The sequence below is a fragment of the Ruegeria sp. AH7 genome, from assembly GCF_056541325.1.
In genome coordinates this window covers 599,484-613,645 of record NZ_JBQFYF010000001.1, presented here as the reverse complement: position 1 = coordinate 613,645, position 14,162 = coordinate 599,484, and the positions used below count along the sequence as shown (strand labels likewise).

At 56.9% G+C, this 14,162-nt stretch carries 12 protein-coding genes and 1 tRNA gene; 5 read left to right on the top strand and 8 right to left on the bottom strand.

All coding sequences use genetic code 11. The annotated features are described in order from the left end of the window. Nucleotides 1-63: 63 nt before the first annotated feature. Nucleotides 64-1,461, bottom strand: a complete 1,398-nt coding sequence (cysS, locus tag ACR0JX_RS03100) for a cysteine--tRNA ligase (RefSeq protein ID WP_480541298.1) — start codon at nt 1,459-1,461, stop codon at nt 64-66. Nucleotides 1,462-1,668: 207 nt separating this feature from the next. On the opposite strand from cysS, the gene ACR0JX_RS03095 reads away from it, so the two are divergent. Further along, the gene (locus ACR0JX_RS03095; RefSeq protein ID WP_480541296.1) at nt 1,669-2,013 is read left to right on the top strand and encodes an MmcQ/YjbR family DNA-binding protein; all 345 of its coding nucleotides are present in this window, start codon (nt 1,669-1,671) and stop codon (nt 2,011-2,013) included. A gap of 44 nt (nt 2,014-2,057) precedes the next feature. Next, complete coding sequence (locus ACR0JX_RS03090; RefSeq protein ID WP_480541294.1) at nt 2,058-3,245, top strand: pyridoxal phosphate-dependent aminotransferase; 1,188 nt, start codon at nt 2,058-2,060, stop codon at nt 3,243-3,245. A 5-nt stretch (nt 3,246-3,250) separates the two neighbouring features. Here the strand turns inward: ACR0JX_RS03090 and ACR0JX_RS03085 are convergent, their stop codons facing one another. After that, a complete protein-coding gene (locus tag ACR0JX_RS03085; RefSeq protein ID WP_480541292.1) occupies nt 3,251-3,778 on the bottom strand; it encodes an outer membrane protein in 528 nt (175 codons plus the stop codon). Nucleotides 3,779-4,178: 400 nt separating this feature from the next. On the opposite strand from ACR0JX_RS03085, the gene ACR0JX_RS03080 reads away from it, so the two are divergent. Next, nucleotides 4,179-5,723, top strand: a complete 1,545-nt coding sequence (locus tag ACR0JX_RS03080; protein ID WP_480541290.1) for a trimethylamine methyltransferase family protein — start codon at nt 4,179-4,181, stop codon at nt 5,721-5,723. 51 nt (nt 5,724-5,774) lie between these two features. Here the strand turns inward: ACR0JX_RS03080 and ACR0JX_RS03075 are convergent, their stop codons facing one another. Both ACR0JX_RS03075 and ACR0JX_RS03070 read right to left on the bottom strand, forming a co-directional pair. Continuing rightward, on the bottom strand, nt 5,775-6,020 hold the full coding sequence (locus ACR0JX_RS03075) for an EF-hand domain-containing protein (protein ID WP_480541288.1): 246 nt from the start codon (nt 6,018-6,020) through the stop codon (nt 5,775-5,777). Between the two features lie 542 nt (nt 6,021-6,562). Continuing rightward, on the bottom strand, nt 6,563-10,183 hold the full coding sequence (locus ACR0JX_RS03070; protein ID WP_480541286.1) for a vitamin B12-dependent ribonucleotide reductase: 3,621 nt from the start codon (nt 10,181-10,183) through the stop codon (nt 6,563-6,565). Between the two features lie 520 nt (nt 10,184-10,703). Here ACR0JX_RS03070 and ACR0JX_RS03065 point away from each other — a divergent pair. After that, nucleotides 10,704-11,138, top strand: a complete 435-nt coding sequence (locus tag ACR0JX_RS03065; protein WP_480541284.1) for a hypothetical protein — start codon at nt 10,704-10,706, stop codon at nt 11,136-11,138. Nucleotides 11,139-11,367: 229 nt separating this feature from the next. Here ACR0JX_RS03065 and ACR0JX_RS03060 read toward each other — a convergent pair. From ACR0JX_RS03060 to pdxH, 4 genes are all read right to left on the bottom strand, one after another. Then, a tRNA-Pro gene (locus tag ACR0JX_RS03060) sits at nt 11,368-11,444 on the bottom strand. Between the two features lie 43 nt (nt 11,445-11,487). Then, on the bottom strand, nt 11,488-11,952 hold the full coding sequence (locus ACR0JX_RS03055; protein ID WP_480541747.1) for a DUF192 domain-containing protein: 465 nt from the start codon (nt 11,950-11,952) through the stop codon (nt 11,488-11,490). A 10-nt stretch (nt 11,953-11,962) separates the two neighbouring features. Then, nucleotides 11,963-12,469: a cold-shock protein gene (locus ACR0JX_RS03050; RefSeq protein WP_353007746.1), complete on the bottom strand. Its 507-nt coding sequence runs from the start codon at nt 12,467-12,469 to the stop codon at nt 11,963-11,965. Nucleotides 12,470-12,611: 142 nt separating this feature from the next. Beyond that, nucleotides 12,612-13,217 (bottom strand): pyridoxamine 5'-phosphate oxidase, encoded by a 606-nt coding sequence (pdxH, locus tag ACR0JX_RS03045; protein WP_480541282.1) that lies wholly within the window; start codon nt 13,215-13,217, stop codon nt 12,612-12,614. Nucleotides 13,218-13,352: 135 nt separating this feature from the next. On the opposite strand from pdxH, the gene fabI reads away from it, so the two are divergent. Beyond that, on the top strand, nt 13,353-14,159 hold the full coding sequence (gene fabI / locus ACR0JX_RS03040) for an enoyl-ACP reductase FabI (protein WP_480498524.1): 807 nt from the start codon (nt 13,353-13,355) through the stop codon (nt 14,157-14,159). Nucleotides 14,160-14,162 lie beyond the last annotated feature (3 nt).

The window sequence follows — 14,162 nt, the reverse complement described above, 5'->3', positions numbered from 1 at the left end:
TGGTCTGGCTCTTTGGCTTGTTCGGGCATCGCCCGCCCGGACAGTTCCGGGCGAAGCATTTGATCATACGCTTTCCAGCTTCGACGCGTCGAAACCCGATCCAGCGATGATCTCAACAGCGTCCTTGCTCATGCGCACTTCCAGACCTGCAGCAAGATAGGCGGATTTCAATCGATCCACTTCCGAGAAGTCCTTACTCACCATGGCTTCTGCACGCGCGGCTGCCAGCTTTTCTTCGTATTCAGAGAAATCCGCAGCCGCATTGGCAACCCAGCCGCCCATCTCATCCGTCAGCAGGCCCAGCACTTGCGCACTTGCCAGCAACGCCGCAGCATCCCCGTCCGAAGCCAGACGGTGAAGCTCGGCGATAGCACCCGCTGTGTTCAGATCATCCGCAAGTGCTGCGATCACTGAGAGTGCCGCGCTGGCGGCGGGCTCGATGCCCGCTGTCAGCGCCCGCCACTTGCGCAGCGTTGCTTTGGCTGCGCGGGCCTTTTTCTCGGTCCAGTCCATCGGCTTGCGATAATGGGTCTGCAAGAACACAAACCGGATCACCTCGCCCGGCACGCCCTGTTCCAACAGGTCATGCACGGTGAAGAAATTGCCCAGCGATTTGGACATTTTCTTGCCCTCGACTTGCAGCATTTCATTATGCATCCAGACCCGAGCGAACTCACCCTCGGGATGCGCGCAGCAGCTTTGGGCGATCTCGTTCTCATGGTGCGGGAACATCAGATCGTTGCCGCCACCATGAATGTCGAAACTGTCGCCCAGCAGTTCATAGGACATGGCCGAGCATTCGATGTGCCAGCCCGGACGCCCCCGACCCCAGGGTGACTGCCACCCTGGCAGCTCATCGGTCGAAGGCTTCCACAGCACGAAATCCATCGGGTTCTTCTTGTAAGGTGCAACCTCAACCCGCGCCCCCGCGATCATGTCATCGACCGACCGGCCCGAGAGCTTGCCGTATTCGTCCTTCCACGAGTCCACCGCGAACAGCACATGACCTTCGGCCTCATAGGCATGGCCCTTCGAGATCAGGTCTTCGATCATCTCGATCATCTGAGGGATAAACTCAGTCGCTCGTGGCATCTGGTTCGGTTCCAGCGTCCCAAGCGCACCCATATCATGCAGATACCACCCGATGGTTTCGTCCGATCGTTCGTGAACCAACTGCTCCAAAGACCCTTCGGCCCCGGCTTGTTTGCGCTTCAGCGCGGTCACGTTGATCTTGTCGTCTACGTCGGTGAAATTGCGCACATAGGTGACATGATCCGCACCATAGACATGGCGCAGCAACCGGAACAGCGTGTCGAACACGACCACGGGTCGCGCATTGCCCAGATGAGCCCGGTCATAGACAGTCGGCCCACAGACATACATCCGCACGTTGTCAGGATCGATCGGAACGAAGTCTTCCTTCGTCCGTGTCCGTGTGTTGTGCAGTTTGAGTGTCGTCATCACTTAGGCTCCTAAAGCGTGCGCGTTGGCGCGGGCTTAGCAACTTGTCTCAGGGATGAAAACGAAAGATACCGGCCCGCTTGATAAATCAGCAGGAAATGCAGCAGATAATGATGCAGGTCATCCGGTTCATGGTGCTGACATACCACGCGCAACACGCCAAGCCAAGGCTTGAGTTTGCCTCACCTCCCCTGCATGGTGCCGAACATGAGCCGGGATTTCGTCAACTCTGTGTGCCGCGCCCTACCGGGTGCTGAATGGTCCGATCCCTGGGGCGGCGGCCATGATGCGTGGAAAGTGGGCGCCAAGATGTTCGCCTGTATCGGGGTTGCCAATGATGGTGTCTCGGTCAAAACCGCCGATATCGAAACCGCACAAATGCTGATCGATGCAGGTGTCGGCGTCAAAGCCCCGTATTTCCACCGCAGTTGGATCCGCCTGCCTTTTGACGCGGAGGAGGAAGAACTGAGGCACCGCCTGACAGCGTCTTATGATCTGGTCCGTGCCTCATTGACGAAAAAGGTTCAGGCGACCCTTCCCGCGCGCAGCTGATCGACCATCGCGAGCTGTTCGAAACTTCGCAAGCAGGTGTTCAGATGAAAGTGTCAAATCGCATCTCTCAGATCACAGCAGGCGGTAGTGATGGCTGGGATGTGTTCTACCGGGCGCGCCGGATGGTCAGCGCCGGACACGCCGTGACCGAGCTGACAATTGGCGAACACGACACCCGAACCGATGTATCGATTTTGCGCGCCATGGACCACTCGGCGCGAAACGGACACACCGGTTACGCAATGGTCCCGGGAACCGATCAACTACGCGACATGGTCGCCGCAAGAACTCAGGTACGGACCGGGGTGCCCACCACGCGTGACAATGTTCTGATCACGCCAGGCGGGCAGTCCGCCCTGTTCGCAGCACATATGGCCCTGTGTGATCCTGGGGATGTGGGGCTGTATATTGATCCATATTACGCCACTTATCCCGGTACGATCCGAGGGGTCGGCGCGCAAGCCCGCCCCATCCAAGCGCAGGCCGAAGAGTCATTTCAACCGCGCGCCGAAGATATCGAAGCTGCCGCGGACGGAGCCGTGTCCCTGCTGATCAACTCACCCAACAATCCAACCGGCGTGGTCTATTCCCACGAAACGCTTGAAGGCATCGCAGGGGCCTGTAAGCGGCGCGATCTTTGGCTGATCTCGGACGAGGTCTATGACACGCAGGTCTGGGAGGGTGAGCATAGCTCTCCCCGTGCTTTGTCGGATATGGCCAAGCGCACACTTGTTGTTGGGTCCATGTCCAAATCCCATGCTATGACAGGCTCTCGCTGCGGATGGGTTATTGGTCCAGAAGAAGTGATTGCGCATCTGATCAATCTGGCCACGCACACGACCTACGGCGTGCCAGGTTTCATTCAGGATGCCGCCTGTTTTGCACTGAAGGCCGGCCCGGAGTTAGAGGCTGGTATCGCCGCCCCCTTCCGTCGCCGTCGCGCGCTTGCCATAGAGATTCTAAGCAAGCAGAACGTCATCAGCCTCGTTCCATCACAAGGTGCGATGTATCTGATGCTGGATATCCGCGCGACCGGCCTATCCGGTGAAGACTTTGCAAACGCCTTGCTGGATAATCACGCCATCGCTGTCTTGCCTGGTGAAAGCTTTGGCCGGGCCGCGGCAGGCCATATTCGCGTGGCAATGACCGTCGAGGACGCGCGTTTTTCGCAGGCTTTGCAGACCTTGTGCGATTTTGCGGCTGGTCAGGCAAAACATCGCGCGGCTGGGTGAAAGGCTCAGAACCGGAAGGTTGTCCTTAGGTTGAAAACATTCGTGCCCAGTCCACCCTCGGATCGGGTGGCATCGTCGAAGTTCTGGCGCAATGCCTCACCACTAATCACAAGGTTTTCGCCAATCGGGTAAGCGACACCGATGCCGTAAACCGCCGCTGTATCGCTGTCGGTCGAGGTTTCCGCGCGGGCCGCACCGACGACCACGTATCCGAGCGCGTTGCCAAAATCATACCCGCCGCGCAGTTTAACAAGTGACATACTGTCCAGGCTTCCCTGATTTTCGCTGAGGTTCAGGGACAGACGGTTGTATTCCAACTCACCACCCAAAACGAAATTGCCAAAATCCTGATCAAACCCGATATGGGCACCAAATGTGCCTGTGTCCCCGCTGGAGCTCTCAGGGCCGCTTGCCTCGGCATAGCCGAAACTGAAACCCGCATAGGCACCTGACCAATCCTCTGCCAAGGCAGGGGTGGCGCATGTGATCGACATCGCGGCGATCAGGGCCCAACGTGGTTTCCAATCCATCATCAACAGTGTTCATCCGTGTCTGGAGCAACGACAGTCACACATTTAAACTGGCATGCAGTTGCCAGATTTCAATTCTGATCACAGGATATTCAGCAGTAAGTTAATAAAGTATAACAGATTTCGCCCAAAGCGGGAGAAAATGTGCTCAGAACACGCGTTCAACAAGACCAGCGATACAATCTGTCGGTTTTTGACACCAAAGTCGCAAACGGAACAGAACAGGGTGTGGCCGTCTGACAGCCTATCGGGCAACTGAGAGGTCTCATGGCAAACGAGATTTGGAAAATTCGTCTGATCAGTCGTACCATTGGTGCGGATCGTGGACGCGCGGCAAGGGGTCGGCCTGGCTTGTCTTGATCGCTCACGCTCAAGATACCTCTTTAAAGACCGGACTTATTCAATGAACACGCAATCTCGTAGTGCCTCTCGTAGCGGTGGACGTTCTGCACGTCGCGCAGCCCGTGCATCCGCCCTTCCAGAACATCTGCGCCCGATCCGCCCCGGCATGGAAGGCGGCACATACAAACCTCTGACCCCGACTCAGGTGGAGAAAATCCACGATGCCGCCCTGCAAGCCCTTGAAACCATTGGTCTTGCAGACGCCCCCCAAAGCGGCATCGACTATCTGGTCGGTGCGGGCTGTACACTGGGCGAAGACGGGCGCATTCGGTTCCCGCGCGCATTGGTCGAAGATACGATCGCAAAGGCCAACCGGTCCATCACGCTCTGCAGCCGCGACGGCCAGACCGACCTCGACCTAACCGGCACCAAGGTTCACTATGGCACAGCCGGAGCAGCCGTAAGTATGGTTGATGTCCATGGCCGCCAATACCGCGATTCAACCGTACAGGATCTGCACGACGCCGCGCGAATTTGCCAGCAGCTGGACAATATCCACTTCGTCCAGCGCCCTATGGTCTGCCGCGACATCCTCGACAATCTCGAGATGGACTACAACACAGTTTACGCTGCATGTTCAGGGACTTACAAACACATCGGAACATCCTTTACCGAGCCATCGCATGTGGCACCTGCCATCGAAATGCTGCATATGATTGCCGGTGGTGAGGACAAATGGCGCGAGCGGCCTTTTGTGTCCAACTCGAACTGCTTTGTCGTTCCGCCGATGAAATTTGCCACCGAAAGCTGCGAAGTGATGGAGGAATGCATCAAGGCCGGTATGCCGGTTCTGTTGCTGTCTGCTGGCATGGCCGGGGCAACCGCCCCATCAACCATCGCCGGGGCAATCACGCAGGCCACGGCCGAATGCCTGGCCGGTTTGGTTTATGTAAACGCCGTAAAGCCGGGCGCTCCCGCGATTTTTGGCACTTGGCCCTTTGGTCTGGACCTGCGCACTGGGGCTATGTCCATCGGGTCTGGCGAACAAGCCCTGCTGAGTGCGGGCTGTGCGCAGATGCACCAGTTCTACGACCTGCCGGGAGGCGCCGCCGCGGGCGCGTCAGATTCGAAACTGCCCGATATGCAAGCCGGGTGGGAGCAGATGTGTTCGAACGTCATGGCCGGGTTGTCCGGGCTGAACATGGTCTATGAAGCGGCGGGCATGCATGCTTCGCTTCTGGGCTTTTGCTTTGAAAGCCTGATCCTTAGCGATGATCTGATCGGTCAGGCACAGCGCTGCGTGCGCGGCATCGAAGTCAATGATGAAACATTGGCGCTGGATCAGATTGCCGAAGTCTGCATGGGCGGGCCGGGCCACTACTTGGGAACTGACGCAACGCTCAGCCGGATGCAGGCCGACTATGTTTATCCAATATTCGGCGACCGGACGTCACCAAAAGAATGGGCCGAAATGGGTAAACCAGATTTGCTGGAGAAGGCTACCGCCCGCAAGGAAGAAATTCTGAGCGCACCGTCGTCCGCTCAGTTTGATCCGTTGCTAGATGCCGAAATTCGCGCCAAATTCAACATTCACTTACCCGCGTAACCATTTGTAAAGGCGGCCCGAAACCCTCGGGCCGCCCTTATTCAATACAAGTCAGCCGTTGCTGGGGGGCAGCAAACCGGCTTCTTGCGCAACTGCGATCTCATCCTGATCCAGCGCGCCGTCACCATTTGCATCCATGGCCGAGAACGTATCGGTATCCACTTCTGGTACAACAGCCTGCACTTCTTCGATGGTTAGAACGCCATCGCCATTGGCATCAGCGCTCGATTGCGCCAGAGCCAATGCAGGCAAGCCAAGTGCGAATGCCGAAATAACGGCCAGATGTTGCGGTTTCATGATAGTGCCTCCTGAGTGAGTTTTGCGTTGTTACGTCCGGACACGCACCACAGACACCATCTTGCCCGTCGCCGTCACCCGCCTCCCTGGCATCCCCGCATTTCGCGCCATTCTTTGCGGATTTCCCCGAGTCGGCCCTGCGATCTCCCGCCGGGCGAAATCCGCCGATGTGCTTTCGGCGGTTCTGACCCGATAGCGGAGAGGCAATCCGGCAAGGCTCTGCTGACAACCGCGGTAAGGGGTTGAAAAAAGAAAGGGGGCCGAAGCCCCCTGTCAGTTTCGCCTTCCAGGCTCATTTCGTTGACCGCCCGGTGTTTTTTTGCCTGCGGCCTGGACTGCGCATGGGGCGAGCGCACCCGCCCCGTGAGAGAGTGGGAGGGAGCAAATATTCCGCCCCACCCTGTTCCCGGCCAACACGGGCATGTCGGCCGAGTGGACCAAGGCATCGAAGGTAAGTCTCAGCGCCTTGATCCGTATTCGTCGGGGTCGGTACCTGTGGCAGCTATCCGACCCCTGCGCCCCGGGGTGCCGGGGCGCTGAACTCAGCTACACCCGCTTGTCGCGCCGCAGGTGTTGCATTTCATGCAGGTGCCGTTGCGCACCAGCGTGTAGTTTCCGCATTCGCCGCACGGGTCGCCCTCGTAGCCCTGCATCTTGGCTTTGGTACGAGCGTCCATGGTGGTTGCGACGGCAGTTTCTGCGGCCGGAGCTTCAAATGCAGCGGCTGTTTCTGCCATGCCGTTCAAATCAGCCTGACCCGCGTTGAACACCGCCAGATCTTGCGGCAGGCGCTTGCGCAGATAGCCGGTCGAGCTGATTTGCTTCAACACTTCCAAAGACTTGGACGCCGCACTGTCGCTGATTTCTGAAACGTTCGAGACGTTTTCGTCCTCGCCACGACCCAGATCATCGAAGGTTGCGCCTTCAGGTTTCACATGGGCCAGATCGGTGCGGTCCAAATAAGACACGGCCAATTCGCGGAAAATGTAGTCCAGAATCGACGTCGCGTTCTTGATCGAGTCGTTGCCCTGCACCATCCCCGCCGGTTCGAATTTGGTGAAGGTGAAGGCATCGACAAACTCTTCCAGCGGCACGCCATACTGCAGGCCGACCGAGACCGCGATGGCGAAGTTGTTCATCATTGCCCGGAAGCCAGCGCCTTCCTTGTGCATGTCGATGAAGATCTCACCCAGCTTGCCGTCTTCGAACTCACCGGTGCGCAGGTAAACCTTGTGGCCGCCCACGATCGCCTTCTGGGTATAGCCCTTGCGGCGATGGGGCAGTTTCTCGCGATGACTGCGGATCATTTCCTTGACCACAACCTTCTCAATCACCTTCTCGGCCAGAACGACAGCTTTTTCCTGCGTCGAACCGCTTTCCAAAACTTCTGCCGCTTCGTCGTCGTCCTCGACCAGGGCCGCCGCCAGAGGCTGCGACAGTTTCGAGCCGTCACGATAAAGCGCGTTAGCCTTCACACCCAGCGACCAGCTGAGTTCATAGGCCTTCTGGCAATCCTCGATGGTCGCGTCATTGGGCATGTTGATCGTCTTGCTGATCGCGCCCGAGATAAAGCTTTGCGCTGCCGCCATCATGGTGATGTGGCTATCAACCCCTAGGAAACGCTTACCTTTCTTGCCGCACGGGTTGGCGCAGTCGAAGATCGAATAGTGCTCTTCCTTCAGATGGGGTGCGCCTTCCAGCGTCATGGTTCCGCAGACGTGATCGTTCGCTGCGTCGATATCCGCTTTGGTAAAGCCAAGATGGCGCAGCAGGTCGAAAGTAGGATCGTTCAGCTTGGTCGCCGGGATGCCCAGTACGCCGGTGCAGAAATCCTCACCCAGTGTCCACTGGTTGAAGACGAACCGGATGTCGAAGGCGCTTTCCAGCGCGGCGTCCACTTTGGCCAGTTCATTCGGGCCGAACCCGTGACCTGTCAGCGAGGTGTGGTTGATCCCCGGCGCGTTGCTGATGGTGCCGTGCCCAACCGCATAGCCCACGATCTCTTCGATCTGAGACGAGGAGTAGCCCAGCTTCTCCAGCGCCGACGGTACCGAGCGGTTGATGATCTTGAAGTAACCGCCACCGGCCAGCTTTTTGAATTTAACCAGTGCGAAGTCCGGCTCGATCCCGGTCGTGTCGCAATCCATCACCAGACCGATGGTCCCGGTGGGCGCGATCACGGTGGCCTGTGCGTTGCGATAGCCGTTCTTCTCGCCGAGGCTCAGCGCCTCATCCCAGGCCGACATGGCCAGATCGATGAGACGTTTGTCTGGGCAGTTGCCGTGATCCAGAGGCACAGGCTTGACGGCCAGTTTCTCGTACCCGTTGGTCACACCCTGCGATGCGCGGCGGTGGTTACGGATGACGCGCAGCATGTGCTCGGCATTGCGCTCATACCCTTTGAACGGACCCAGCTCTCCGGCGATCTCAGCCGAGGTCGCATAGGCCACACCAGTCATGATCGAGGTCAGCGCGCCACAGATCGCCCGACCTTCGTCCGAGTCATAGCTGTAGCCCATGTTCATCAGCAGTCCGCCGATATTGGCATAGCCAAGACCCAAAGTACGGAAATCATAAGAGAGTTTCGCGATTTCCTTGGACGGGAATTGCGCCATCGTCACTGAAATTTCCAGCGTCAGGGTCCATAGGCGGGAGGCGTGCATGTAATCCGCCGCCTGAAACTCGTCATCCTTAAGGAAGGTCAGCAGGTTCATCGACGCGAGGTTACAGGCCGTGTCGTCCAGGAACATGTATTCCGAGCACGGGTTCGATCCGCGGATCTCACCATCTTCGGGGCATGTGTGCCATTCGTTGACAGTGTCGTGGAACTGAATACCAGGATCAGCACAAGCCCAAGCGGCATGGCCGACCTTCTCCCACAGGTCGCGCGCTTTGACCGTGCGGGCAACCTTGCCATCGGTGCGGTTGATCAATTCCCAATCCGCGTCTTTCTCAACAGCGGTCAGGAACGCGTTGGTCACGCGGATCGAGTTGTTCGAGTTCTGACCCGAGACCGAGCTATAGGCTTCCGAATCCCAGTCGGTGTCGTAGGTGGGGAACTCGATGCTGTCGTGACCCTGCCGCGCATAATCCAGCACGCGCTTGATGTAAGTCTCAGGGATCGCGACCTTTTTGGCCTCACGAACCGCTTTCTTCAGACTATCGTTCGCGTTCGGATCATAAGCGTCATCAGCAGAGCCATCCCACGAACGGATGGCCTCAAAAATGCCGTTCAGCATCTTCTCGTGCATCTTCGATCCGGCAACGATCGAGGCCACCTTCTGTTCTTCGAGCACCTTCCATTCGATGAATTGCTCGATGTCCGGGTGATCTGCATCGACGATCACCATCTTCGCTGCTCGACGGGTTGTCCCGCCTGATTTAATCGCGCCAGCGGCGCGGTCGCCGATCTTGAGAAATCCCATTAGGCCCGAGGATTTGCCGCCGCCCGACAGCGCCTCGCCCTCAGCCCGCAGATGGCTGAAGTTGGTCCCGGTGCCTGAACCGTATTTGAACAAGCGCGCCTCGCGCACCCACAGATCCATGATGCCGCCCTCGTTCACCAGATCATCATCGACGGACTGGATGAAGCATGCATGCGGCTGCGGATGCTCATAAGCGGATTTCGATTTGGTCAGCTTGCCGGTTTTGTAGTCGACATAGTGGTGACCCTGCGCAGGGCCGTCGATCCCGTAGGCCCAGTGCAAACCGGTGTTAAACCATTGCGGGCTGTTCGGAGCGGCGCGTTGGGTCGCCAGCATATAGCGCATCTCGTCAAAGTAGGCGCGCGCGTCTTCCTCGGTTGAGAAATAGCCGCCCTTCCAGCCCCAGTACGCCCACGCGCCGGCCAGACGATCGAACACTTGCTTGGAGGATGTCTCGCCATCGAATTCAGCGCCATCGGCCGGAACCGAACGCCACAGGAATTCGGGAACGTCTTTCTCTTTGACCTTTTTCAGCTTGCTGGGAACACCTGCTTTGCGGAAATATTTCTGCGCGATTACGTCGCTTGCGACCTGGCTCCAGCTTGATGGAACTTCGATATCGTCCAACCGAAAGACAATTGTACCGTCGGGGTTTCGAATCTCGGACGTGGCCGAAATGAAATCCAAGTCTGCATATGCATCCTGCCCCGGTTTCGTGAATTTTCTTTCAATTTTCATGTCCGCTGCCTTCGAATTAATGACCGTCTACCCAGCTTCGGGCCTGAGAAATGCCAAGCCCCCCACCTTGCCGAACTCGACAGACGCAAAGGTCCGGACGCTGCCGCGCGCAGCGCAAAACCGCATCAGCGGTTGCACAATCAGTTGGTGTGCGTCCCGTCCCTGCCCTGCGCCTTCTCTGATTTCATACCAGATGTAGTGGCGTCATATTCGGCTCATACAATCTGGCGTATCCACCCATAGAAGGTCAACGGCCTTTTTGAGTCATTTTTGAAATCTTTTGTGTTGACCAGATCATCGCGCCGGGTCTTGCGCGGGGCGCGGCCGATTCCTCCACAGAATGATCCACGGCAAAATCCCGCCGATCCCAAACTCAACAGAATGAAATTCCTGTTTTTACCAGCATGGTTATAAGCGTTTGATGAACCGGACCACTGCTGGTTAGGCTGAAACAGAATCATCGCGGACCTACCAAGGGACTAGGTGGTTAACGCGCAAATCATTGAGGGCTTACAATCAGATGCGACTGTTTCACTTTCTATCGCCACTGGCCCTAATCGTGGCGTGCACACCACAAGATGTGTCCGAACCATCACGCAGTGCTCAGTTCAACGACTACCCGATGCGTCTGTTCGAAACCTTCGAAATGAGCTGCACCGGCCCGGGCGACAGTTTTCGCAAGCTGCCCGACAACAGCTTTGAATGCAGTGAATACCTACCCCCCGAAGCAGCCGCTTTCCTGATACTGACCTATGATGGCTCCCCTCAGAACCTGCCCAAAAGCGTCATGCGATTGAACCCGAGCAAAACTTCATCCGGCTACCGCGTTGATGCCTCGCTGATGTTCAGAGTTCCACAAAAGGCCGGATCGGTTGTTGAGGTTCCCGTCGAAAGCGAAGCGTTGGACCAAGCTCTTAGCAGGCTTTATCGCACGATGGGCGGGTTGCCGGGCTGACTATATTTTTACGGCCGCTGTGTTGCTTGCATTATTCAAACAGCTTGTTGTTGGTCCAGTCAAAACTACCTTCGTCCCGCCCCTGAATCGCTGCCTTCCAACCGACCTTTTCCACACGGGCTTTGAAGTTTGGCCCCTCGGGAGAATGGCGTGCAATACACACTATGTGCCAATCAATATCTGGTTGAGTGCACAATACAGCGTGCGCGTAATTTAACATTTTTGGAAGTGGTCGGGGCGGCAGGATTCGAACCTACGACCCCCTGTACCCAAAACAGGTGCGCTACCAGACTGCGCCACGCCCCGGACCGTGCGCCTTCCTAAACGTGCCGATCTGATTTGAAAAGCCCTAACAGGGCCAAATTGCGGGGCCTTGTGAAAAAATTTCATGGCGCATCTGGGTTCCAGCTGCGATTCCATAGCGTGTGGCCAATCCAGCATTGATTTCGAGCACCGCAAACACGGAATCGCCGCCCTCAATCGGGGTCAAATCACCCGGAATCGCGCCTTCATGCACGCTGCTGACTGCGCCGGTTTTGTCGATGAAGATCATGTCCAGTGGAATCAGGGTGTTCTTCATCCAGAACGCCACGCGCTGAGGCGGATCGAATACGAACAGCATCCCCGACCTATTGGGTAGGGACTCTCGGAACATCAACCCACGCGAACGCTCTTGGGGCGTCATGGCCACTTCAACGTTGAAACTTATCTGAGTCTGATCGTTCTTCAGCTCAACCCGGTCAGGGCGGCAGTCCGCCAACGCACCCCCGGCCCAAAAAGTAAAGATCAGGGCAGGAGCGATAAGGCGACTCATCATCGTGGAATCATTCGTCCAGTGCGGCTTCCCAGGCAAGCACCTGTGCTGCCATCCGGCCTCGTTTTCCATCGATCACGCGCATGGCCAGCGCTTCGCCGGGTTGCAGATCGGCAAGGCCCGAGCGGCGCAAAACTTCGATATGCAAAAACACATCCTCACCGCGTCCAAACACATTGGCAAAGCCAAAACCTTTGCCCTTGTCGAACCATTTCACCCTCGCAGCCTCCATCGGGGCATCTGCGATCACGTCTGGATCAAGTTCGGCGAAATCGGCCAGCAGCATAGAATCTGCACGCGCCGGCGGATCAACACTGATCACCTCGACCGCCTGAACGCCCCGGTCTGTGCGATGCGTCATAATTTCGATGCCCGCGCCATCCGCGACAGAGCTTTGACCAAAATTGCGCAAGACGTTCACATGCAACAGAATATCCGGACCGCCTTCGTCAGACACAACGAACCCGTACCCTTTCGCAGGGTCGAACCATTTCACGTGTCCACGTACGCGATACATATTATTCAGATCGTCCGGCACTGTATTCCTTACGCGCATTTATTAAGATCGTTAAGGTTTGTTTGTTTATGGGAATGGCCCGCAAATTCAAGCTGAAAAAACCCATTGTTTTCTGAGTGTTGCATTTCACGTAACGCGAACATCATGGATTCAGCCTTTCCACTTGCCAAACTGATCCGGGCTCATCCCTTTGCCATCTAAAGCGGTCATGCAGGCGAAAAGCCCCATCTGCCCAGAATTCAATTTCAGTCGGCGCGATTCTGTACCCTCCCCAAAATGGCGGTCGCGCAGGGTTCGGCCCATGTTTCGCAGTTACCTTTGCAACCTCTGCCATCAACGCAGCGCGACTGCTCAGCGGCTGAGACTGCCGCGAAGCCCAGGCCCCCAATCGGCTTTTAAGCGATCTGGATGCATAATACTCATCCGCTTTAGGACCCGTTTCCCGCGTTATTGTACCACGAACTCGGATTTGACGCCGCAAAGATTTCCAGTGCATCACAAATGCGGCTTTGCCCGCACCATCCAGCTCTGACGCTTTGGTGCTTTCGTAGTTTGTGTAAAAAACGAAGCTGTCCGGTTCGATCTCTTTCAAAAGAACCATACGAACATTGGGCATACCGTCCAGATCGACAGTCGCCAACGCGATTGCGTTCGGATCGTTGACTTCACTCTCTTCAGCCTCACCTAACCACCGAGCCGCTATTTCAAACGGATCGGAGCCAGCAAAGATGCCATCGCGCTCGTTCATTTCCATCCCCAGGAAAGTACTGAGTAGGAACCTAAGGCGATAACCCGCTACGGGCAAGAGTGGATGGCCTTGATGCAGCGCTAACGATGGCATAAACCAACGCAATACAACGCGAAGACAGGCGGAGAACCAAACATGGCAAATCAGTTGATGGCCGGCAAACGCGGCCTCATCATGGGACTGGCCAATGACAAATCAATCGCATGGGGAATCGCGCGCGCTTTATCCGATGCCGGGGCCGATCTGGCTTTTTCTTATCAAGGCGACGCTCTGAAGAAACGGGTCGACCCACTGGCAGCGCAACTTGGCAGCGAAATCGTCCTGCCGTGCGACGTCAGCGACGAGACGTCAATCGACGCATTGTTCACCGCGCTTGAAGCAAAATGGGGCGAGCTGGATTTTATCGTTCACGCCATCGGGTTCTCGGATAAGAACGAACTGCGCGGTCGTTATGTCGACACCAGCCGCGCGAATTTCAATTTGACCATGGATGTGTCCGTCTTTTCCTTCACAGCCGTGATGCAGCGCGCAGAAAAGATGATGGGCGAAGGCGGCAGTGCCGTGACCCTGACCTACTATGGCGCCGAGCAGGTCATGCCGCACTATAATGTCATGGGTGTTGCCAAAGCCGCGCTGGAAGCATCGGTCAAATATTTGGCCGAGGACCTGGGCAAGGATGGCATCCGCGTGAACTCGATCTCGGCTGGGCCGATCAAAACGCTCGCCGCAAGTGGCATCGGGGACTTCCGCTATATCATGAAATGGAACGAGTATAACTCGCCCCTGCGTCGCAACGTAACCATCGACGATGTCGGCAACTCGGCATTGTACTTGCTGTCCGATCTCAGCAGTGGCGTCACCGGTGAGAATCTGCATGTAGACTCGGGCTATCACATTGTCGGCATGAAAGCCGTCGATGCGCCTGACGTAGAAAAGGGCTAAGAT

What these genes read in the sequence shown, in the direction of transcription:
- cysS (WP_480541298.1), bottom strand. Translation starts at nt 1,461, where the DNA reads ATGACGACACTCAAACTGCACAACACACGGACACGGACGAAGGAAGAC.
- ACR0JX_RS03095 (WP_480541296.1), top strand. Translation starts at nt 1,669, where the DNA reads ATGAGCCGGGATTTCGTCAACTCTGTGTGCCGCGCCCTACCGGGTGCT.
- ACR0JX_RS03090 (WP_480541294.1), top strand. Translation starts at nt 2,058, where the DNA reads ATGAAAGTGTCAAATCGCATCTCTCAGATCACAGCAGGCGGTAGTGAT.
- ACR0JX_RS03085 (WP_480541292.1), bottom strand. Translation starts at nt 3,778, where the DNA reads ATGATGGATTGGAAACCACGTTGGGCCCTGATCGCCGCGATGTCGATC.
- ACR0JX_RS03080 (WP_480541290.1), top strand. Translation starts at nt 4,179, where the DNA reads ATGAACACGCAATCTCGTAGTGCCTCTCGTAGCGGTGGACGTTCTGCA.
- ACR0JX_RS03075 (WP_480541288.1), bottom strand. Translation starts at nt 6,020, where the DNA reads ATGAAACCGCAACATCTGGCCGTTATTTCGGCATTCGCACTTGGCTTG.
- ACR0JX_RS03070 (WP_480541286.1), bottom strand. Translation starts at nt 10,183, where the DNA reads ATGAAAATTGAAAGAAAATTCACGAAACCGGGGCAGGATGCATATGCA.
- ACR0JX_RS03065 (WP_480541284.1), top strand. Translation starts at nt 10,704, where the DNA reads ATGCGACTGTTTCACTTTCTATCGCCACTGGCCCTAATCGTGGCGTGC.
- ACR0JX_RS03055 (WP_480541747.1), bottom strand. Translation starts at nt 11,952, where the DNA reads ATGAGTCGCCTTATCGCTCCTGCCCTGATCTTTACTTTTTGGGCCGGG.
- ACR0JX_RS03050 (WP_353007746.1), bottom strand. Translation starts at nt 12,469, where the DNA reads ATGTATCGCGTACGTGGACACGTGAAATGGTTCGACCCTGCGAAAGGG.
- pdxH (WP_480541282.1), bottom strand. Translation starts at nt 13,217, where the DNA reads ATGAACGAGCGCGATGGCATCTTTGCTGGCTCCGATCCGTTTGAAATA.
- fabI (WP_480498524.1), top strand. Translation starts at nt 13,353, where the DNA reads ATGGCAAATCAGTTGATGGCCGGCAAACGCGGCCTCATCATGGGACTG.